Source organism: Nucisporomicrobium flavum (assembly GCF_016464385.1).
GTDB lineage: Bacteria > Actinomycetota > Actinomycetes > Mycobacteriales > Micromonosporaceae > Actinoplanes > Actinoplanes flavus_A.
This window is the reverse complement of sequence record NZ_JADMLH010000033.1, coordinates 1-17139: the sequence shown is the minus strand read 5'-3', so window position 1 is coordinate 17139 and position 17139 is coordinate 1. Positions and strand designations below refer to the sequence as shown.

Here is a 17139-nt window from a genome sequence, read left to right as displayed (position 1 = left end):
CGGGACCCGACCCCCACCCCGGGGACCTTGGCCCCCCTGGTCCACGAGGCCCCTAGTTCACCAGCACCTCGTAGATGCGCGCCGCGGTGTTGCCGTCAGAAGCGGGCGTCACCACGGCTATACGAACATAGCGGGCATCGACGTTCACCGTGGTGGACGTCGAGTCCGCCGTGTTGCCGCGAACCTGCGCCCGGGTGGTCCACGAGGACCCGTCGTCCGAGGTCTGGACGTCGAAGTCCCGCGTGTTCCACGCCGGATATTCGCCGCCCGCTCCGGCGTGTCGGATCACCACAGTGGACACCCGCTGCTTGCTCCCCAGATCGGTCTGCAGCCACTTGGCCGAGCCCTGGGAGCACCACTTGTCGGTCCAGCCGGCGAGCCAGCTGCCGTTGAACGCCTTGTCCGCGCCCTCGTTCGCTCCGCACGACGAGTCGGCCGCGGACGGCCGGCGCAGGGCGAGGTCGGTGGGGGCGCTGCTGCTGCCGTACACCTCGAGCTCGTACACGCGGGCCGCGGTGTTGCCGTCGTTGGCCGGCTGGGTGATGTCCAGGCGGACGTAGCGGGCGGTGCGCGCCACGATCGGCGTGTACGTCCGGCTTGCCCGGGAGCTGGTCACCGTGACCGCGTTGCTCCAGCTCGTGCCGTCGGTGCTGGTCGAGATCGTGTACGCGCCGGTGTTCCAGCCGGTCTGCTCCCCGCCCAGCCCGGCGTGCTTGACGATGAACGAGCTCACCGTGCGCGCCGAGCCCAGGTCCACCTGCACCTGCTGCGGGGCCGTACCGGCGCAGAACTTGCTGTTGCCCGCGAGCACGCCGTCCACCGCCTTGGCCGTGGACTCCGAGCTGTTGCAGGTCGCGGAGCCGCTGGTCGGGCGGCCCAGGGCCAGGTTCGCCCCGAGATCCGGCTCGGCCGCCGGCTGCGAGCGCCCGTCACCGAAGCTCGGGGGTACGTCGCCCGCCCCGGTGCCCCACGACGACGGGCTCGACCCCATCGTGAACGCCACCGTACCGCCGTTCGCGATGTCGCCGTACCGGAAATAGCTGTGGCTCGTGGTGGAACCACCCACGGACAGCGACTGCACGTAACGGTTCGTCGCGCTGCCGCCGGTGATCGTGATGTTGCCCGGGGCCCGCTGGATCAGCGCGCTGGAGAACGTGCCGCCGTGCACCGCGAGGGTGTCCGCGCCCGGGGTGACCGGGTAGAAGCCGAGCGCCGACCAGACGTACCAGGCGGAGGTGGCGCCGAGGTCGTCGTTGCCGGGCAGGCCGCCGGCGCCGGTCGTGAAGGACTCGGCCATCACCCGGCGGACCGCGTCGCTCGCCCCGGCCGGCTTGCGCGCCGCGTTGTACGTCCAGGGCACGTTGTGCTCCGGCTCGTTGCCGATGTAGAAGTACGGCCGCACGAGGCCGCCGTTGAGCTCGGTGAAGTGGTGGTCGAGGCGCTGCACCGCGGTCTGCGGGCCGCCCATGAGCGTGATCAGCGCGCCGAGGTTGTGCGGGACCATCCACGTGTACTGGGCCGCGTTGCCCTCGACGTACGGGTTCTCCTGCGCGGGGTTCAGCGGCCAGGTGTACGCCCCGCCGCTGTCGCGGGTGTGGATGTACGACGACTCGCCGTTGAACAGGCTCCGCCAGTACTGCGAGCGGGCGCTGTACGTGTCGTACCCGGCGCTGTCCCCGACGGCCTTGGCGAACTGGGCGATGGCGAAGTCGGAGGACGCGTACTCGAGGGTCTCCGACGGGTTGCCGGGGATGAACTGGTTCGTGCCGTAGACGCCCTGGTTGCCGCGCAGCACCACGCCCTGGGTGCTGCCGCCGGTCGCGCTCTTCTTCATCAGCGCCAGCGCGGCGGCCGTGTCGAAGCCGCGGACGCCGAACGCGTACGCGCTGCCCACGATGATCGGCCCGGGGTCGCCGGGCATCACGAAGTCCTCCACGCTCTGGTGCGACCACTTCGGCAGCAGGCCGCCCTGCTGGCCGTCGAGCACCATGGACTTGACGATGTCGCTCATGACGTCCGGGGCGATCAGCGCCACCAGCGACGCCCAGGACCGGTAGATGTCCCAGCCGGAGTAGTTCTGGTAGACGGGGTGCGAGGCGCTGTGCACGGCATTGTCGAAGCCGCGGTACTCGCCGTTGGTGTCGCTGGCGACGTTCGGGTTCTGCAGCACGTGGTACAGCGCCGTGTAGAACTTCTGCAGGTCCGTCGCGCTGCCGCCGCTGACCTGGATGCGGTTGAGCGCGGTGTTCCAGGCGTTGCTCGCGTTGGTGCGTACGGTCGCGAAGGACGCGGCCTCGGCGGTCGCGTTGTTCTGCGCGTTGGCGACGCTGACGAACGAGATGCCGACGGTGGCGTTCACGACGGCGTTGGACGTGGTGTCGAAGGTGACGTACGCGCCGGTCTGCGTCCCGCTCGTCGAGGTCGACCCGGCGCTGACCGTGCCGCCCTTGAACGTGCCGACGCCGGTGGGGGTCCGGTCGAACAGGATCGAGTAGTACATCTTGAACGTCCGCCCGCCGCAGAAGCCGCCGGCGGTGTGCTCGCCCCAGACGCGGTTGCCGCTGATGGTGACGTTGCCGTCGCGGTCACCCGTGGCGGAGCGGCTGGCGTTGATGAGCACCCGCGCGGTGGTCGACGCGGGGTACGTCAGCCGCAGCGCGCCGGTCCGCGTGGTGGCGCTCAGCTCGGCGTCCACGCCGTACTTGTCCAGCCGGTTCTTGTAATAGCCGGGAGAGGCGGTCTCGTTGGACTTCGTGTACCCCGACGCGTAGCTGGTCCAGGCCGAGCCGGGGGAGGACCCGAGCGCGCCGGTGACCGGCAGGATCGGGATGTCCTCGTTGTTCGGGCAGCCGGCGCCGTTGAAGTGGGTGAGGCTGAACGATTCGATGGTGCGGTCGCGGTCACGGTAGCCCGACGGCGACGCGGTGGGGGTGTCGGGGCTGAACTGCACCATGCCGAACGGCACGGTGGCGCCGGGGAAGGTGCTGCCACCGGCGCCGCCGCCGACCGGGTTCGGGGAGTTGCTGTCGTCGGTGCCGATGAACGGGTTGACGTACTGGGTGAGGTTCAGGTCCGCGGCGGCCGCTGCCGCCTGCGGAACGGACAAGGCTGCGGCGGCGAGGACGACCGACGCGGCGAGGGTACGGAGCATGGGGGTGCCGTCCCTTCCAATGAGGACAACGTGACAACGTTGTCAAGATGGAAGTAATAGAAGCACGGCAATATTGCTATCTGTCAATACTGTGAACGGTTCCGGTACCGGACGAGCGTCGCCGCGGCCATCGCGGTGCCGCCCGTGCCGACGCCGCCCAGCACGCCCAGCGCGAACCGCTGCTCGTGGCGCACCTGCCGGTCGTGCGCGACCTGGTCACCCGGGCGCGGGTTCTGGCTGACACCGGTGAGCGCGCTGATCCCCGCGACCCAGAAGGCCAGGAACACCACGCCGGCCACGACCAGCCCCCACCGCGGCAGGTCGACCGGCGGCGCCCACACGTCCCGGATGAACCAGCTCTGCGGCCGGCGCCCGCGCAGCGCCCGCCGGTTCGTGACGATCCCCGCGGTGAACCCGGGCAGCACCAGCGCCGCGGCCACCAGTGCGGCCGGGCCGGTCGGCACCAGCGTCTGCCCCCGCAGCAGCCCGGCGATGAGCACGCCGCACCACAGGACGCCGGCCAGGCACAGCACGTCCAGCAGCAGCAACACCCGTCGTGAGATCACCGGTGACCGACGTTATCGGCCGGTACGCCCCCGCACGGGCTGTTCCACCTTTTTCCTCGGCACGTGCCGCCGGTACGCGCTCACGGTCGGGTCGCCGGCGATCCAGAACCGCCACGGCACGTCGTGGGCCGCGGTCACCCCGACCCGGGGACCCGCCTCGATCAGCCCGACCGGCCCGTCCGGCTCGCTCAGCGTCGCGGGGCCCGTACCGTCGATCACCGAGGTGCCGTTGGCGGCGCGGTCGATCGCCAGGACCTGCATGAGCTTGGCCGGTCCGGCAGCCAGGTCCCGGTCTTTTCCGGCGGGCCGGCGGGTGCGCGCGAGCTCGAGGCCCTCGACGACCTCCCCCGCGCGCAGCAGGACGGCAGAAGCCACGCCGGCCTCGCCGCAGACGACGTTGGCGCAGAAGTGCATGCCGTAGATCTGGTACACGTACAGCTTCCCGGCCGGCCCGAACATGACCTCGTTGCGGCCGGTCATGCCCCGGTGCGCGTGGCTCGCCGGATCCTTGCCCAGTCCGCTGTACGCCTCGACCTCGGTGAGCCGTACGGTCACGCCGTGCGCGGTGAGCCGCCACCCGAGCAGCTGTCGTGCGGCCTCGTCGACGCGGGCGGCGGGCAGATCGAGCCAGGATTCGGTCACGGCACCAAGACAAGCACAGAGCCTTTAGTCCTTCTGTGGGTGGTGGCGGGGTGGTCGGACGGGGCTAGCTGGTGGGGCGTGTGGGGCCGCTCGGCCGCCGGCGTTTCACCGGCCCGCAGCAGCCGCCGGGACGATTCGGGCCGAAGGGCCGGGTCGGGCCGAACTCCGGCCGCTTGCGCCGGCGCCGCCGCGCGGGCCCGCTCGGCCCGGTCACCGGCCCACTCTCCCGCCGGGCGTCGTCCGCCTCCGGGCGGGCGTCCCGCGGGGCCTCATCCGACGAAGTCCTGGGTCAACCAGACGATGCCCTTGCCGTCGCGCACCACGCTCAGGCCGATGCGCTTGAAGCCGCTGCTGAGCAGGTTCTTGCGGTGCCCGTCGTTCGGCGGCACCTCGGCGAGCATGCTGTCGGTCAGGCCGTTCGCCGCCTTGATGATGTCCGAGTCGCTGCTTCCCGCCGAGCCGTAGCCGATGTTCTCGCCGGCCGAGCTCCACCGCACGCCCTGGGCGCTGAACCGGTCGCCGATGCCGCCCTCGCCCGAGCACTGGTGCGACAGCCCGCAGCCGTCGATCATCAGCTGGTTGTGCAGCGCCGACGCCTTCGACAACGAGGAGTCCAGCGTGTACGCCCCCAGCCCCTTGTCCGCCCGGGCGGCGTTGATGTGGCCCAGCACCTGGTCGATGATCGAGCCGCTGGTGGCGGGCGGGTTCTTCGGCCGCGTCGGGATGGCCGGCGCGGTGGTCCGCCGCTTCGTGGGCTTCGGCTTCGGCTTCGTGGTCGTTCGGCTCGGTTTCGGGGTGGCCGACGGCGACGGGCTCGTGGCCGACGGCGTGGCCGAGGGCGGCGTGGAAGCGGTCGCGGCGTCGTCCAGCAGCAGGTCCGGCCCGGTGCCCGCGTCGCCGAGGTCGGCGGGCGGCTGGGTGACCAGCGGCGCGTCGGAGGCGGCCCGGTTCGCGGCGGCGTCGGAGGAGTGCCGGTTGAGCCCGACGACCGTGAACCCGATGCCGATCACGACGGCGGTTGCCCCCGCCGCCAGCGTGTACCGGACCTGGTGGGCAGCGGACTTGGACACGGACTCGGTCACCTCGGAACACTCGCCGGACGGCCGCGGCACAGGGCACGGCACGGCGGCCGCGGGAGCGGCGCCCACCGACTATGGCCGCCGGGCGGGCCATACGGGCGCCACCTCAGGAGCGCTTAAGGATCGACACACGAAGACCTAAGATCCATTGCCCGTTCAGCCCTCGGCGCCGAGCAGACGGAGCACGAGCAGGCCGGCCACGACGGCCCCGGCCCCGAGCAGCGCCCGGCGGCCCGGTCGCGGCCCGTCGCGCAGCATCGTCACCCCCAGCGGTACGAGCGCCACGCACAGTCCCCCGGCCGCGATCAGCGACTGCGGCACCTGGGTTCCCTTGAGCGTGCCCAGCGCCAGGGCCGCCATCAGTCCCAGCGCGATCGCCCGCGGCAGACCCAGCACACCCGCCCGGTACGCGCCCACCGCCAGCACGATCCACCCGGCGAGGATGGCCAGCGCGGGGGAGCGGAACAGGTGCCAGGCGGTGTAGCTGTCGGCCACCGCCCTCGTCGCCGGTTCCGGCCCCTGCACGCGGACCAGCTGGAACGCCAGGTGATCGATCCCGCCGTGGAAGGTCCGCGTGAACAGCCCCAGCAGCGTGAGCGTGGCCCCCCACGCCGCCCACATCGGACGGCTGCGGCCGATGAGCCCGGCGAGGGCCAGCACCGCGGGGGCCAGCACCACCGTCCCGGCCTCGAACAGGGCGTACGCGGCCGTCATCAGCCGGGGGTGGTCCGCGTACGCCGCGAGCTGCTGCGGGAAGAAGAAGTGGTGGCGCACGCGCAGCAGCACCCCGGCCAGTACGAGCAGGGGACCCGCCACCAGGGCCGTGCCACCCATCCACCGTCCGGGGAACGTGTATCCGTCAGTCATGCCGATGACCGTCGCGCAGCCGGCCCGGTGACGCGTCGGCCCGTGGTCCGCATCGCATCGCACGGCGTACGACCCTGGTCCGACGACGGCGGCCCGGTACGCCGATAGCGTGCAGGAGTGATCCTCGATTCGGTGTGGGCGGCGGCGCTGCTGCTGTTCGTGGCGTACGCGACGAGCGACCCGCCCGGCCCGCCCTTCCCCGGCCCGGCGTGGGCGGTGTGGCCGGCCGCGGTGCTGGTCGCCGTACCTCTGATCGCCCGCCGCCGGTGGCCGCTCGCCGTGCTGGCCTGGGTCGCGGCTGCCGGAGCGGGCGCGATGGCCCTCGGCGTGGCCGGTGCCGGGGTGCTGGCCGCCACCTTCGCCCCCGCAGCGCTCGCCCTCGGCACGGTCGGCTCGCGGGAGCGGCCCAGCCGGTCCGTCCCCGCCCTCGCGGTCACCCTGCTCGTCGTGGCGGGCGCTGTCTCGTTCTTCTACGCCGTACGCCTCCCGCGGCTGCCGCCGGTCGCCATGGCGGAGGCCTCGCTGTGGTTCCCCGGCGAGCTCGCCGCCGCCCTCGTCGTGCTGGTGGCCTGCTGGGCGACCGGCGTGCTGGTGCGGTGGCGGCGCGGCATCGCCGCCGAGCTCGCCCACGCGGCCGTCCTCGACGAGCGGCTGCGCATCGCGCGCGAGCTGCACGACATCATCGGCCACAGCATGAGCCTCATCTCGGTCAAGGCCACGGTCGCCAACCACCTCGCCGGCACGCGGCCGGAGGAGGCACGGGAGGCGCTCACGGTCATCGAGCGGACCAGCCGCACGGCCATGGCCGACATCCGGCGCTCCCTCGGCGCGTTGCGGACGCCCGGGGATGCCGCCGCCGAGCTCACACCGGCGCCCGGCCTGGCCGATGTGCCGCGCCTCGTCGAGGCCGCCAGGTCCGCCGGCGTCGAGGTGGGCCTGCGCGTCCACGGCGTCGGCGAGCTGCCGCCGGCCCTGGGACTGACGGTCCACCGCATCGTGCAGGAGGCGCTGACGAACGTGCTCCGGCACTCCGGCGCCACGCACGGCCAGGTCGTGGTCGAGGCCGTGGACGGCGAGCTGCGCGTGGCGGTCACCGACGACGGGCGCGGCGGCACACTCTCCGGCGGCGGGCTCGGCCTGGCGGGCATCCGCGAGCGGGTCCAGCTGTACGGCGGCAGCACGGTCGCCGGTCCCCGCCCCGGCGGCGGGTTCGCGGTCGAGGCGAGGCTCCCGTACCCGTGAGCGTCATCCGCGTCGCCCTGGCCGACGACCACGCCCTGCTGCGCGACAGCTTCCGGCTGCTGCTCGGCAACAGTCCCGGCTTCGCCGTCGCGGGCGAGGCGTCGACCGGCGCCGGCGCCGTCGACCTGTGCCGCCGCGAGCGCCCGGACGTGGTGCTCATGGACGTCCGCATGCCGCGGACCGACGGCATCGAGGCGACGCGCCGCATCTGCCGCGACCCGGCCACCACGGGCGTCCGCGTGCTCATGCTGACGACGTTCGACCTCGACGAGTACGTGTACGCCGCGCTGCGCGCCGGGGCGAGCGGCTTCCTGGTGAAGGACACCAGCGCCGCCGACCTGCTCACCGCGATCCGGGTCGTGGCGTCCGGGGAGGCGCTGCTGTCACCGGGCGTCACCCGCCGCCTCATCGCGGAGTTCGTCGCGCGCCCACCCTCCCATGCCGTGGACGCCCTGCCCGCCACGGTCACCGATCGCGAGCGTGAGGTGCTCGCCCTCATCGCCCGGGGCCGCTCCAACGCCGAGCTCGCGGCCGAGCTGCACGTCAGCCCCGGCACGGTGAAGACCCACATCGGGCGGCTGCTGAGCAAACTGGGGGCGCGCGACCGGGCGCAACTCGTCATACTCGCGTACGAGACGGGGCTGATCTCACCGAGGAGCTGACGTGGCCGACCTGCCGGAGGGTTACCGACTGCTGGAGGGCCCGCCGCCCGTCGACGAGTACCTGGCGCTGCGCCGCGAGGCCGGCCTCACGCCGCCGTCGCGCGCCCAGGCGGTCGCCGCCCTGCCCGGCAGCTGGTCCGCCTGCCACGTCCTGCACGAGCCGACCGGCCTCGCCGCCGGCATGGGCCGGGTCATCGGCGACGGCGGCTGGTACTTCCACATCGTCGACATGGCGGTGCTCCCGGCCCACCAGCGCCGCGGCCTCGGCGACGCGATCCTGACGGTGCTGCTGGACCGGATCCGGCGTCAGGCCCCGCCGGGCGCGTTCGTGAACCTGCTCGCCGACCCGCCCGGCCGCCGCCTGTACGCCCGCCACGGCTTCACGGAGACCGCGCCGTACTCGCTGGGCATGGCGATGACCCTCCGCTGACGCCTCATCCCACCCAGGCCAGGAACCGTTCGTAGAGGTCGGCCGGTGCGGACTCGCCCAGCGCGGTGAGGTCGTGCACCGCGTCGTACATGGTCGAGGCCATGTAGATGGCCAGGCCGGACGGGAAACGGCGGTACTGCGCCGCCAGGTCCTCCTTGGCGTTCGCGCACGGCCACGAGCGCTCACACACCAGGCAGTCCCAGGACGGGCGGGCCGGCAGATGGTCGGTCCGCGGAACGAGCATCAGCGGCCGCCCCGCGCGGCCGGCGTCCGCGCCGCCGTCCGGGAGGGGACGGCGTCGCCGTCGGGGATCGGCCGCTCGTCCGATCCCCGGTCGGGGCAGGGCCAGCTCAACCCGCAGGAGCATCGGGTACGCCAGAAGCCACGCCGTACCCGCAGATGCGCGGGTGCCATCGGCGTCCGATCGTCCGCATGCGGGGTCTCCGCCATCACGCGTCCTCTCCGGCCCCGCTTCTCATCACTTTCGGCGATGAAGGGGCTACACAGAGGAGCGTGCTTGACCTAATCTCAGGCATCAATGGCTGGAAGCGAGAATCTCGGATTCACGCATCTCACTGTCTCGTTCGGCACAACTGCAATGTTCCCGACAGCTGGAGGCGCTGGTCGTGACCGCTTCGTCCTCGTCGCGGGCCGCCGCGCCCGACCCCCGCACCGCTTCGTCCTCTTCGGGGGCCGCTGCGTCCGACCTCCGGCATGCTGAGACGGGCTCCACCGTGCCGCGCAGGCAGGTGGGGCGGCTCATGCGGCAGCTTCGCGAGCGGGCCGGCATCTCCCTCATGGCGGCCGCCGAGGAACTCGAGTTCTCCCGCGCGCGGATGTACCGCATCGAGAACGGCGAAGTGTCGCTGCGCAAACACGACGTCCTCGCGATGTGCTCGGTCTACGGCGCCGACGCCCAGATCACCGAGGTGCTGGTCGGGCTGGCCCGCGAATCCAAGTCCAAGGGCTGGTGGCACGCGTACGGCGACGTCGTCCCCGCCTGGTTCGAGCTGTACGTCGGCATGGAGACCGCGGCCCAGCGGCTGCGGCAGTACGCGCCCAGCGTGATCCCGGGGCTGCTGCAGAACCGCGAGTACGCCGAGTGGGTCTTCCACAAACGCACCGACCTCGACGAGGCGGGCGTCCAGAACGCGGTGACCGTACGCCTGGAACGTCAGGAGCTGCTGCGCCGGCACAGCCCGCGGCCGCCGGTCCTCGACGTGATCATCGACGAGGGCGTCCTGCGGCGGACGATCACCGACACGCTCGGCATGCAGAAGCAGCTGGCCCACCTGGTCAACATCTCCCAGCGCCCCGGCGTGAGCGTGCGCGTCCTGCCCTTCTCGGCCGGCCCGCACAGCGCGTCCAGTGCCGGTTCGTTCACCATCCTCGACTTCCCGACGGTCGGTACGGCGGCCCCCGAACCGACGACCATCTACAGCGAGAATCTGACCGGCGCCCTCTACCTCGACAAGCCCGGCGAAGTGGAGACTTACACCGCCATCTGGCAGGAGCTCGACCGGGCGGCCCTCGACCAGCGGGACTCCGACGACCTCATCGGCGCGATCATCAAGGAGAGCGATGGCTGACCTGACCGGTGCCCGGTGGCACAAGAGCACCCGCAGCGGCAGCAACGGCGGCGACTGCGTGGAGGTCGCGGACAACCTGCCCGGCATCGTGGCGGTCCGCGACAGCAAGGACCCCGAAGGCCCGGCCCTGATCTTTCCCCGCGACACGTGGCAGGCGTTCATCACGGAGCTCAAGGAGCAATAACCTGCCCGGGTGACCGTTCCCGCAGACCTGCCCGCCCCCGGCCCGATGTGGCACCGCTGGGCCACGCTGGCCGCCGCGCTCACCGCCCTCGGCTTCGACGACACCTGGACGGTGGACGAGACGGGAGCCCACCACGACGACGGCGGCGGCAACTGGTCCCACCTCACCCTCATCGAAGCCGGCCGCGCGGTCCTGTACGGCTACGACCACGAATACAGCGACACCACCTACGAGGAACCCCCGATCGACCTCCTCGCGGACGCGCCGGAGTGGGTGCCGTGGGACGACCTCCTCCGGCACGCCGGCCAGGACCAGCTCGGCTACGCCCTCTGGTACGACGACGGCCACTGGAGCCGGGCCGCGTACCCGGAAGGCGTCAACGACGGCCTGACCGCGACCGCGGGCCCGGTCCTGACCGACGAGGCGGCCCGCGCCGAACTCATCGGCATCGTCTTCGAATGGGGCAAGCACCCGGCCGACACCCCCACCGAACGCGCCCGGATCGCCACGGTGGCAGACCGCCTGCTCCACCGTTTCGACGAAGAGTCCCTCCAGGCCCTGCTCGACGACCTACCCACCTTCGACGCGTACGCCGGCCACGCAGTCGCCCGCCGAGCAGGCCTCCTCCCCGGCACAGTGGTCCCGGTCAGCGCGGAGGGAACCCGCCCGCCACGCCGCACCGTCCGCAAGCTCAGCGAGACGGAACACGACCGGCTCATCTGGTCGGCCATGCACACCGAACCCGAACGCAACCGCCCGGCACCGGTCCCGACCGGAGAACTCGGCGCGCTGGTGACCTGGCTGAGAACCCATGCCCCGGCGGGCGACGGCCGCTGCTCCCTCCTCGCGTACGCCGACAACACGACGGTGTCGGCCCGCCACGGCAACCACCCACCGGCCGACAACCCGGACGAAGGAAGCCTGGGAACCTTCCGAGACCTCAGCACCCTCATCCGCAACCTCCGCCAGGCAGAAGCGGACGACGCGTACGGAAGCTGGCTCTTCGTCCGCATCGAAACGACGGCGGCGGAGGTGACGGTGGAACGCTTCTACGACTCCTGGCCGTCCTGGTGGGAGGACAACGGCCGCTCAGGACCATGGCGAAGCCACCTGAGAGCGGAGATCGACGGTCGTTCGCAGGAGTGGAAGCCCTCGTGGGCGGGGCTGCTGCTGCCGGAGGTCGCCTACCGCCCGGTGGAGTAACAACCCGCCGCCCTGCGTCTTGTCCCCTCTCGGTCCTGTCCCCAGCTCGGTCTTGTCCCCGGCTCGGTCTTGTCCCCGGCTCGGTCTTGTCCCCGGCTCGCGCATCGCGCAGGTAGCCCCTGCGTCTTGTCCCCGGCTCGCGCATCGCGCGGGCAGGGCGCGTCTCGTCCCGGCTCGGGCATCGCGCGGGCAGCCCCACGACTGGTTCACGACTGGTTACAGTGCCGGTCGTGAGCAGACTCCTCAACGGCATCGCCGACACGCTCCGCCGCATCGCCGGCGGCCGCACCCGCACCCCGCAGGGCACAGCGTCCACCGGCACGGCGTCCCCTGGCGCAGCGTCCCCCGGCACCATCTCCCGCGGGACCCCCCACTCGTCGTCGCGCCACGTCCCCACCGCCCAACGAGGCCGCCACCTGGAGTACAGCCCCAACCTCGACGGCGACGCCGACCCGGGCGAAGTCGTCTGGACCTGGGTCACATACGAGGACGATCCGAACCAGGGCAAGGACCGCCCCGTCCTCGTCGTGGGCCGAGACGGCCGTACGCTCCTCGGCCTGATGCTCTCCAGCCAGAGCGAACGCGACGGCCAACGCAACTGGCTCGCCCTCGGCCCCGGCGCCTGGGACCGCGAATCCCGGCCCAGCTGGATCCGCCTCGACCGCATCCTGGAGGTCGACGAGGACGGCATCCGCCGCGAAGGAGCAGTCCTCGACCGCACCCGCTTCGACCAGGTAGCGGACGCCCTCCGCCGCGACTACGGCTGGGCATAACCCCTGCCGCCCAACGCCACGCTCGCGCCGCGCGGCCGCGGTCTTGCGGTCGCGCGCCCGGGCTCTTGCGCTCGCGCGCCCGGGCTCTTGCGCTCGCGCGCCCGGGGGCTTGCGCTCGCGCGCTCGCGGTCGTGCGGCCTCGCGGTCTGAGGCCTCGCGGTTTTGCGGCCTGCGGCCGGGCGCTCGCCTTACGCCCGGTGGCCGTGACCTCTACGGCTCGTCGCCGCGCGCTCTGGACCTCCCGCCTGCGGCCCCGCCGCCGCTTGCGGTCTCGCGCCTTGCGCTCGCACGGCCGCGCGCTTGCCGCCTCACGCTCGCGACTCCGCGTCCGCCCAACCACTCGGGCTCCGGAGCTCACTCCCTAGGACCCGCCCGCACCTCCACCCACGCAGATCCGTCAGTCACTCACCCCCGTCCGACCGGGCATAACCCGCACTACGGCAAGGTTGCCCACTACCGTGGTGGACATGGACAAGGACGTCATGGTCGGTTTCGGCGGCAAGCAGGCATGGCTGGCCATTCGCGACGGTGACCCGGCCGAGGTCCTGGCCACACTCGGCCTTCGCGACCTGGGCCACGTCCCCTGGCGCGACGGCATAGACCTCGCGCACCTGACGGACGACCGGGTGGCCGTGACGCCGCCCCTTCCCGGCGCCGACGGATCCACATGGGTCCTCGTGGTGGGACGTTTTCTCCTGCGCCCGGAGACGGCCCTCGACCTGACCGACCTGTCGAAGCGACTCCAGACCGAGGTCCAGCTGTTCGCGACGCACCGGGTGACCGAAACCCACCGCTGGCAACGGGCCGCCGACGGCACCCTCATCCGCGCCTTCGGGTACGTGGGGCAGACAGGCGACGTCACCTCCTGGTACGGCGATCCGGACGAGGTCGAGCTGGCCACCGGCCTGCCCGCGACGTACCGGCTCGACGATGACGACCCCGACCCGGAGCAGCCCCTCGACGAGTCGATGCTCGCGTCGCTCGATGTCGAATTGACCCAGCTCCTCGACGAGGGCGGCGAGGTCAGAGCCAGTGGCGGCGACGCCTCGACGGTGCTGGTCTCCGAGCACGACGTGCTCCGCGTCGCCGAAGGGTGGAGCATCGACCCCACAGGACTCGACGGACGCATGGCGCCGGGTCCGCTGCGCCTCGGCGCGGCGGCCTGAGAGGGGACGACACGATGCGCAAGTACGTGATCATGGGCGTGCAGGGCAGCGGCAAGGGTACGCAGAGTCAGCTGCTCGCCGCCGACCTCGACCTCGTCCACATCAGCGTCGGCGACATCTTCCGCTGGCACGTGCAGCATCACACCAAGCTGGGCGCACAGGTCCGCCGCGCCATGAGCGCCGGTGAACTGATCAGCGACGACCTGGTCGAATCCGTGGTGCGCAACCGCCTCGACGACCACGACTGGAACTTCGGCTTCATCATCGACGGCTTCCCGCGCAACGGCCGCCAGGCGGAGTTCTTCATGGAGAGCTTCGACATCGACGGCGTCATCCACCTCGAACTCCCCGACGACGAGGTACGCCGGCGCGTGCTCGCCCGCCGGCTCTGCCCGAACTGCGGGATGGATTACAACCTGATCGCGGACCGCCCGGAGGTCGAGGGCCGCTGCGAGATCTGCGGCACCGAGCTTGTCGTCCGCGACGACGACACCCCCGAGGCACTGACGGCACGCCTGCGTGACTATCACGAGAAGACCCGTCCCGTCCTCGAGCTCTTCGGCCGCAAGGAGGTCGTCCACGACATCGACGCCCGCCCCGGCGCGGACGAGGTCCAGCAGCAGATCCGCAAAGCCCTCAACCTCCCGCCGTACGTCCCGAGCACCAACTCGACCTCACGCTGACCGTCCGCCGCGACGGCTGCGACTCACTTGTTGGCGGTCTGCGTACCGGATTCCGTCTCCGTGGGCGCGTCCAGATCCCAGCCCCGCCGCCTCAGCTCCGACTCGATGGACTCGCACACCGTCTCGACCACGGCGAGCCGCGCATAGTGCTTGCTGTCTCCCGGGACGACATGCCACGGCGCCCTCTCGTGGCTCGTCCGCTTGAGCATCTCCTCGACCGCAGCCTCGTACGCCGGCCGCTTCTCGCGGTTGCGCCAGTCCTCCTCGGTCAGCTTCCACGTCCGGAGCGGGTCGTTGGCGCGGCTCTCGAAACGCCGCAGTTGCTCCTCCGGCGAGACGTGCATCCAGAACTTGACCATGACCATCCCCTCCGCCGTGAGGGTGCGTTCGAATTCCACGATCTCGTCGTACGCCCGGCGCCACTGTTCCTTGGTCGCGAACTCCTCCACCCGTTCGACCAGCACCCGGCCGTACCAGGACCGGTCGAAGACCGCCATGCCGCCCCAGCCAGGCAGCTTGGGCCAGAAGCGCCACAGGAAGTGATGCCTCTTCTCGTCATAGGTGGGCGCGGCGAACTGGGAGACCCGCACGTGGCGGGGGTCGAGCGGGCTGACGAGGCGCTTGATCGCGCCCCCCTTGCCCGAGGCGTCCCAGCCCTCGAAGACCACGCACAGCGGTGGACCGATTTTCTTCTCGCCGATCTGGCCGCCCAGGAGCAGACGTAGCCTGAGCAGCCGCTGCTGGGCCTCTTCCAGCTTGGCGGCGGCCTTCTTCTTGGACAGCTCGACGGGCGGCTCGGCGGATCCCAGGCGACTCATGGGGCAAGCCTGGCACCTGCGTACGACGAAAGCATCCCGAAGCGGGTCCCGGAGACGGACCGTAAGCAGATCGTCTGAATCCCGGTGTGAATCATGGACCGGCATGCAGGACAATCGGTCCGTGACTCTCGTTGACGACATGCAGTGGCGCGGACTGATCCAGGACTCGACCGACCCCGATGAGCTGCGAAAGCATCTCGACGGCGGCTCGATCACGTTCTACGTGGGCTTCGACCCGACCGCGCCCTCGTTGCACGTCGGCAACCTGATGCAGGTCGTCACCGCCCGTCGCCTCCAGCTCGCCGGCCACAAGCCGCTGCTGCTCGTCGGCGGCGCCACGGGCCAGATCGGCGATCCGGGCGGCAGGTCGTCCGAGCGGCAGCTCAACCCCCGCGAGGTGACGGCCGGCTGGGTCCTGCGCATCCGCGATCAGCTTGCGCCGTTCGTCGACTACGAGGGCGCCAACGCCGCGACGCTGGTGAACAACCTCGACTGGACCGGTGAGCTGTCGGTGATCGACTTCCTGCGGGACGTCGGCAAGCACTTCCCGGTCAACAAGATGCTCGCGCGCGACGTCGTGCGCAACCGTCTCGAGAGCGGCATCAGCTTCACGGAGTTCAGCTACCAGTTGCTGCAGGCCAACGACTTCTACGAGCTGCACCAGCGCCACGCGTGCACACTGCAGTTCGGCGGCTCCGACCAGTGGGGCAACATCACGGCCGGCGTGGACTTCGTGCGCCGTCGCGGTGGTGGTCCCGTGCATGCCTTCACGACCCCGCTGGTCCTGAAGGCCGACGGCACGAAGTTCGGCAAGACGGCCGGCGGTGCCACGTGGCTCGATCCGACCATGACCTCGCCGTACGCGTTCTACCAGTTCTGGGTCAACGCCGACGACCGCGACGTCTCCAAGTACCTGCGTTACTTCAGCTTCAAGCCCCGCGAGGAGATCGAGGAGCTGGAGAAGGCGACCGCGGAGCGCCCTCAGGCCCGCCTGGCCCAGCGCGAGCTGGCCTACGAGATCACGGCTCTCGTGCACGGCGAGGACGAAGCCAAGCAGGCGGTCACGGCAAGCCAAGCGTTGTTCGGCCGAGGATCCCTGGCCGAACTCTCGGCAGACACGCTGCGGGCCGCGCTGTCCGAGGCCGGCCTGATGGAGGTACGCGGTGAGCTCCCGCCCGTCACCGCGCTGCTGCAGCAGACGGGCCTGGTGAAGAGCGGGGGAGAGGCGCGCCGGACCATCGCCGAGGGCGGTGCGTACGTGAACAACGAGCGCGTCACGGACCCGGAAGCAACGGTTCCGGAGACGGCGCTGTTGCAGGGCCGCTTCCTCGTCCTCAGGAAGGGCAAGCGCACCTTCGCCGGCGTCGAACGGGTGTGACGCAGGTCAAGTCCAGCGGATTTGCGGCCGCGCGGCTCCGCGACGTAACTTTCTTCCTGCCCGCGGGGTGGTTCGCGACGATCGAGGATCGTTCGAGTGCCTTCCGCGGGTGGGAAGAACCCAGGTCCGACGGTGGATGATCACCACGGAGCTGGACCGGGCGGTGCGGACCAGACCCCTTCGAGGGGCCGATTTGGAGCCGCGAAGCCGACCGGGTAGAGTTCTTCAAGTCGGCAGGGAAACGGACGCAGAAGCGGACGGCCTGCCAAACCTCAGGAAATCGCTTCGGTTAAGGTCGTTCGCGGCCTCAATTCGGAGAGACGGATCGAGGAGCTTGCGCGAATTACGAATCGCCAAACCGGGAAAACCCCGGATTTGACGGCCGGAAAGAGCGCGAGTAAAGTTGAACGAGTGCCCCGGGGGCGGGCCGCCGAGTAAGGCGGCAAGTTTGCCGGTGTGTGGTTGTTCTTTGAGAACTCAACAGGGTGCTTGATAAGCCAGTGCCAATTGATGATTTACCCCGGCCAGGCCTTTTGGTTTGGTTGGATTCCTTTGGCAGCATTACATGTTGCCGGGACGCTTTTCAAGTTTTTGTTGGAGAGTTTGATCCTGGCTCAGGACGAACGCTGGCGGCGTGCTTAACACATGCAAGTCGAGCGGAAAGGCCCTTTCGGGGGTACTCGAGCGGCGAACGGGTGAGTAACAC

Annotated in this window: 17 protein-coding genes and 1 rRNA gene; 11 read left to right on the top strand and 7 right to left on the bottom strand. The window is 71.0% G+C overall.

Annotated features, from left to right (window positions below; genetic code table 11):
• Nucleotides 1-52: 52 nt before the first annotated feature.
• The 5 genes from IT780_RS40355 to IT780_RS40335 form a co-directional block, all read right to left on the bottom strand.
• Complete coding sequence (locus tag IT780_RS40355; protein WP_199517172.1) at nt 53-3151, bottom strand: GH92 family glycosyl hydrolase; 3099 nt, start codon at nt 3149-3151, stop codon at nt 53-55.
• An 83-nt stretch (nt 3152-3234) separates the two neighbouring features.
• A complete protein-coding gene (locus tag IT780_RS40350) occupies nt 3235-3717 on the bottom strand; it encodes a hypothetical protein (RefSeq protein WP_199517171.1) in 483 nt (160 codons plus the stop codon).
• A gap of 12 nt (nt 3718-3729) precedes the next feature.
• Nucleotides 3730-4359 carry a DNA-3-methyladenine glycosylase gene (locus tag IT780_RS40345; RefSeq protein WP_199517170.1) on the bottom strand — a complete coding sequence of 210 codons (630 nt, stop codon included), beginning with the start codon at nt 4357-4359 and terminating at the stop codon, nt 3730-3732.
• 269 nt (nt 4360-4628) lie between these two features.
• The gene (locus tag IT780_RS40340) at nt 4629-5441 is read right to left on the bottom strand and encodes a CAP domain-containing protein (protein WP_307831654.1); all 813 of its coding nucleotides are present in this window, start codon (nt 5439-5441) and stop codon (nt 4629-4631) included.
• A gap of 153 nt (nt 5442-5594) precedes the next feature.
• Entirely contained in the window at nt 5595-6305 is a 711-nt protein-coding gene (locus IT780_RS40335) for a hypothetical protein (RefSeq protein ID WP_199517169.1), read from the bottom strand.
• Nucleotides 6306-6422: 117 nt separating this feature from the next.
• Between IT780_RS40335 and IT780_RS42430 the strand changes: the two genes are divergently transcribed.
• Genes IT780_RS42430 through IT780_RS40320 form a run of 3 tightly spaced genes read left to right on the top strand, consistent with a single transcriptional unit; the run spans nt 6423 to nt 8639 of the window.
• Complete coding sequence (locus IT780_RS42430; protein WP_199517168.1) at nt 6423-7547, top strand: sensor histidine kinase; 1125 nt, start codon at nt 6423-6425, stop codon at nt 7545-7547.
• Nucleotides 7544-8209, top strand: coding sequence for a response regulator (locus IT780_RS40325; protein ID WP_199517167.1), 666 nt, complete (start codon nt 7544-7546; stop codon nt 8207-8209). The genes IT780_RS42430 and IT780_RS40325 overlap by 4 nt, the downstream gene beginning before the upstream one ends.
• 1 nt (nt 8210) lies before the next feature.
• Nucleotides 8211-8639 carry a GNAT family N-acetyltransferase gene (locus tag IT780_RS40320; protein ID WP_307831653.1) on the top strand — a complete coding sequence of 143 codons (429 nt, stop codon included), beginning with the start codon at nt 8211-8213 and terminating at the stop codon, nt 8637-8639.
• A gap of 4 nt (nt 8640-8643) precedes the next feature.
• On the opposite strand, the gene IT780_RS40315 is transcribed toward IT780_RS40320, so the two are convergent.
• A complete protein-coding gene (locus IT780_RS40315) occupies nt 8644-8883 on the bottom strand; it encodes a hypothetical protein (RefSeq protein ID WP_199517166.1) in 240 nt (79 codons plus the stop codon).
• Nucleotides 8884-9373: 490 nt separating this feature from the next.
• On the opposite strand from IT780_RS40315, the gene IT780_RS40310 reads away from it, so the two are divergent.
• The 6 genes from IT780_RS40310 (at nt 9374) to IT780_RS40285 (ending at nt 14237) form a co-directional block, all read left to right on the top strand.
• Nucleotides 9374-10228, top strand: a complete 855-nt coding sequence (locus tag IT780_RS40310) for a helix-turn-helix domain-containing protein (protein ID WP_372443924.1) — start codon at nt 9374-9376, stop codon at nt 10226-10228.
• Nucleotides 10221-10412: a DUF397 domain-containing protein gene (locus IT780_RS40305; RefSeq protein WP_199517164.1), complete on the top strand. Its 192-nt coding sequence runs from the start codon at nt 10221-10223 to the stop codon at nt 10410-10412. The genes IT780_RS40310 and IT780_RS40305 overlap by 8 nt, the downstream gene beginning before the upstream one ends.
• A gap of 9 nt (nt 10413-10421) precedes the next feature.
• Nucleotides 10422-11615: a hypothetical protein gene (locus IT780_RS40300; protein WP_307831650.1), complete on the top strand. Its 1194-nt coding sequence runs from the start codon at nt 10422-10424 to the stop codon at nt 11613-11615.
• 230 nt (nt 11616-11845) lie between these two features.
• Complete coding sequence (locus IT780_RS40295; protein ID WP_372443923.1) at nt 11846-12388, top strand: type II toxin-antitoxin system PemK/MazF family toxin; 543 nt, start codon at nt 11846-11848, stop codon at nt 12386-12388.
• A gap of 467 nt (nt 12389-12855) precedes the next feature.
• On the top strand, nt 12856-13554 hold the full coding sequence (locus IT780_RS40290) for a hypothetical protein (RefSeq protein ID WP_233414333.1): 699 nt from the start codon (nt 12856-12858) through the stop codon (nt 13552-13554).
• A 14-nt stretch (nt 13555-13568) separates the two neighbouring features.
• Nucleotides 13569-14237: an adenylate kinase family protein gene (locus IT780_RS40285; RefSeq protein WP_199517163.1), complete on the top strand. Its 669-nt coding sequence runs from the start codon at nt 13569-13571 to the stop codon at nt 14235-14237.
• Between the two features lie 23 nt (nt 14238-14260).
• Here the strand turns inward: IT780_RS40285 and IT780_RS40280 are convergent, their stop codons facing one another.
• Nucleotides 14261-15055, bottom strand: coding sequence for a polyphosphate kinase 2 family protein (locus tag IT780_RS40280; RefSeq protein ID WP_199517162.1), 795 nt, complete (start codon nt 15053-15055; stop codon nt 14261-14263).
• Nucleotides 15056-15158: 103 nt separating this feature from the next.
• Between IT780_RS40280 and tyrS the strand changes: the two genes are divergently transcribed.
• Together tyrS and IT780_RS40270 are read left to right on the top strand one after the other, a co-directional pair.
• On the top strand, nt 15159-16433 hold the full coding sequence (gene tyrS / locus IT780_RS40275; protein ID WP_199517161.1) for a tyrosine--tRNA ligase: 1275 nt from the start codon (nt 15159-15161) through the stop codon (nt 16431-16433).
• A gap of 591 nt (nt 16434-17024) precedes the next feature.
• Nucleotides 17025-17139 (top strand): 16S ribosomal RNA (locus IT780_RS40270); the annotation flags it as partial.

What these genes read in the sequence shown, in the direction of transcription:
- IT780_RS40355 (WP_199517172.1), bottom strand. Translation starts at nt 3,151, where the DNA reads ATGCTCCGTACCCTCGCCGCGTCGGTCGTCCTCGCCGCCGCAGCCTTG.
- IT780_RS40335 (WP_199517169.1), bottom strand. Translation starts at nt 6,305, where the DNA reads ATGACTGACGGATACACGTTCCCCGGACGGTGGATGGGTGGCACGGCC.
- IT780_RS40315 (WP_199517166.1), bottom strand. Translation starts at nt 8,883, where the DNA reads ATGCTCGTTCCGCGGACCGACCATCTGCCGGCCCGCCCGTCCTGGGAC.
- IT780_RS40305 (WP_199517164.1), top strand. Translation starts at nt 10,221, where the DNA reads ATGGCTGACCTGACCGGTGCCCGGTGGCACAAGAGCACCCGCAGCGGC.
- IT780_RS40290 (WP_233414333.1), top strand. Translation starts at nt 12,856, where the DNA reads ATGGACAAGGACGTCATGGTCGGTTTCGGCGGCAAGCAGGCATGGCTG.
- IT780_RS40285 (WP_199517163.1), top strand. Translation starts at nt 13,569, where the DNA reads ATGCGCAAGTACGTGATCATGGGCGTGCAGGGCAGCGGCAAGGGTACG.
- IT780_RS40280 (WP_199517162.1), bottom strand. Translation starts at nt 15,055, where the DNA reads ATGAGTCGCCTGGGATCCGCCGAGCCGCCCGTCGAGCTGTCCAAGAAG.
- tyrS (WP_199517161.1), top strand. Translation starts at nt 15,159, where the DNA reads ATGCAGGACAATCGGTCCGTGACTCTCGTTGACGACATGCAGTGGCGC.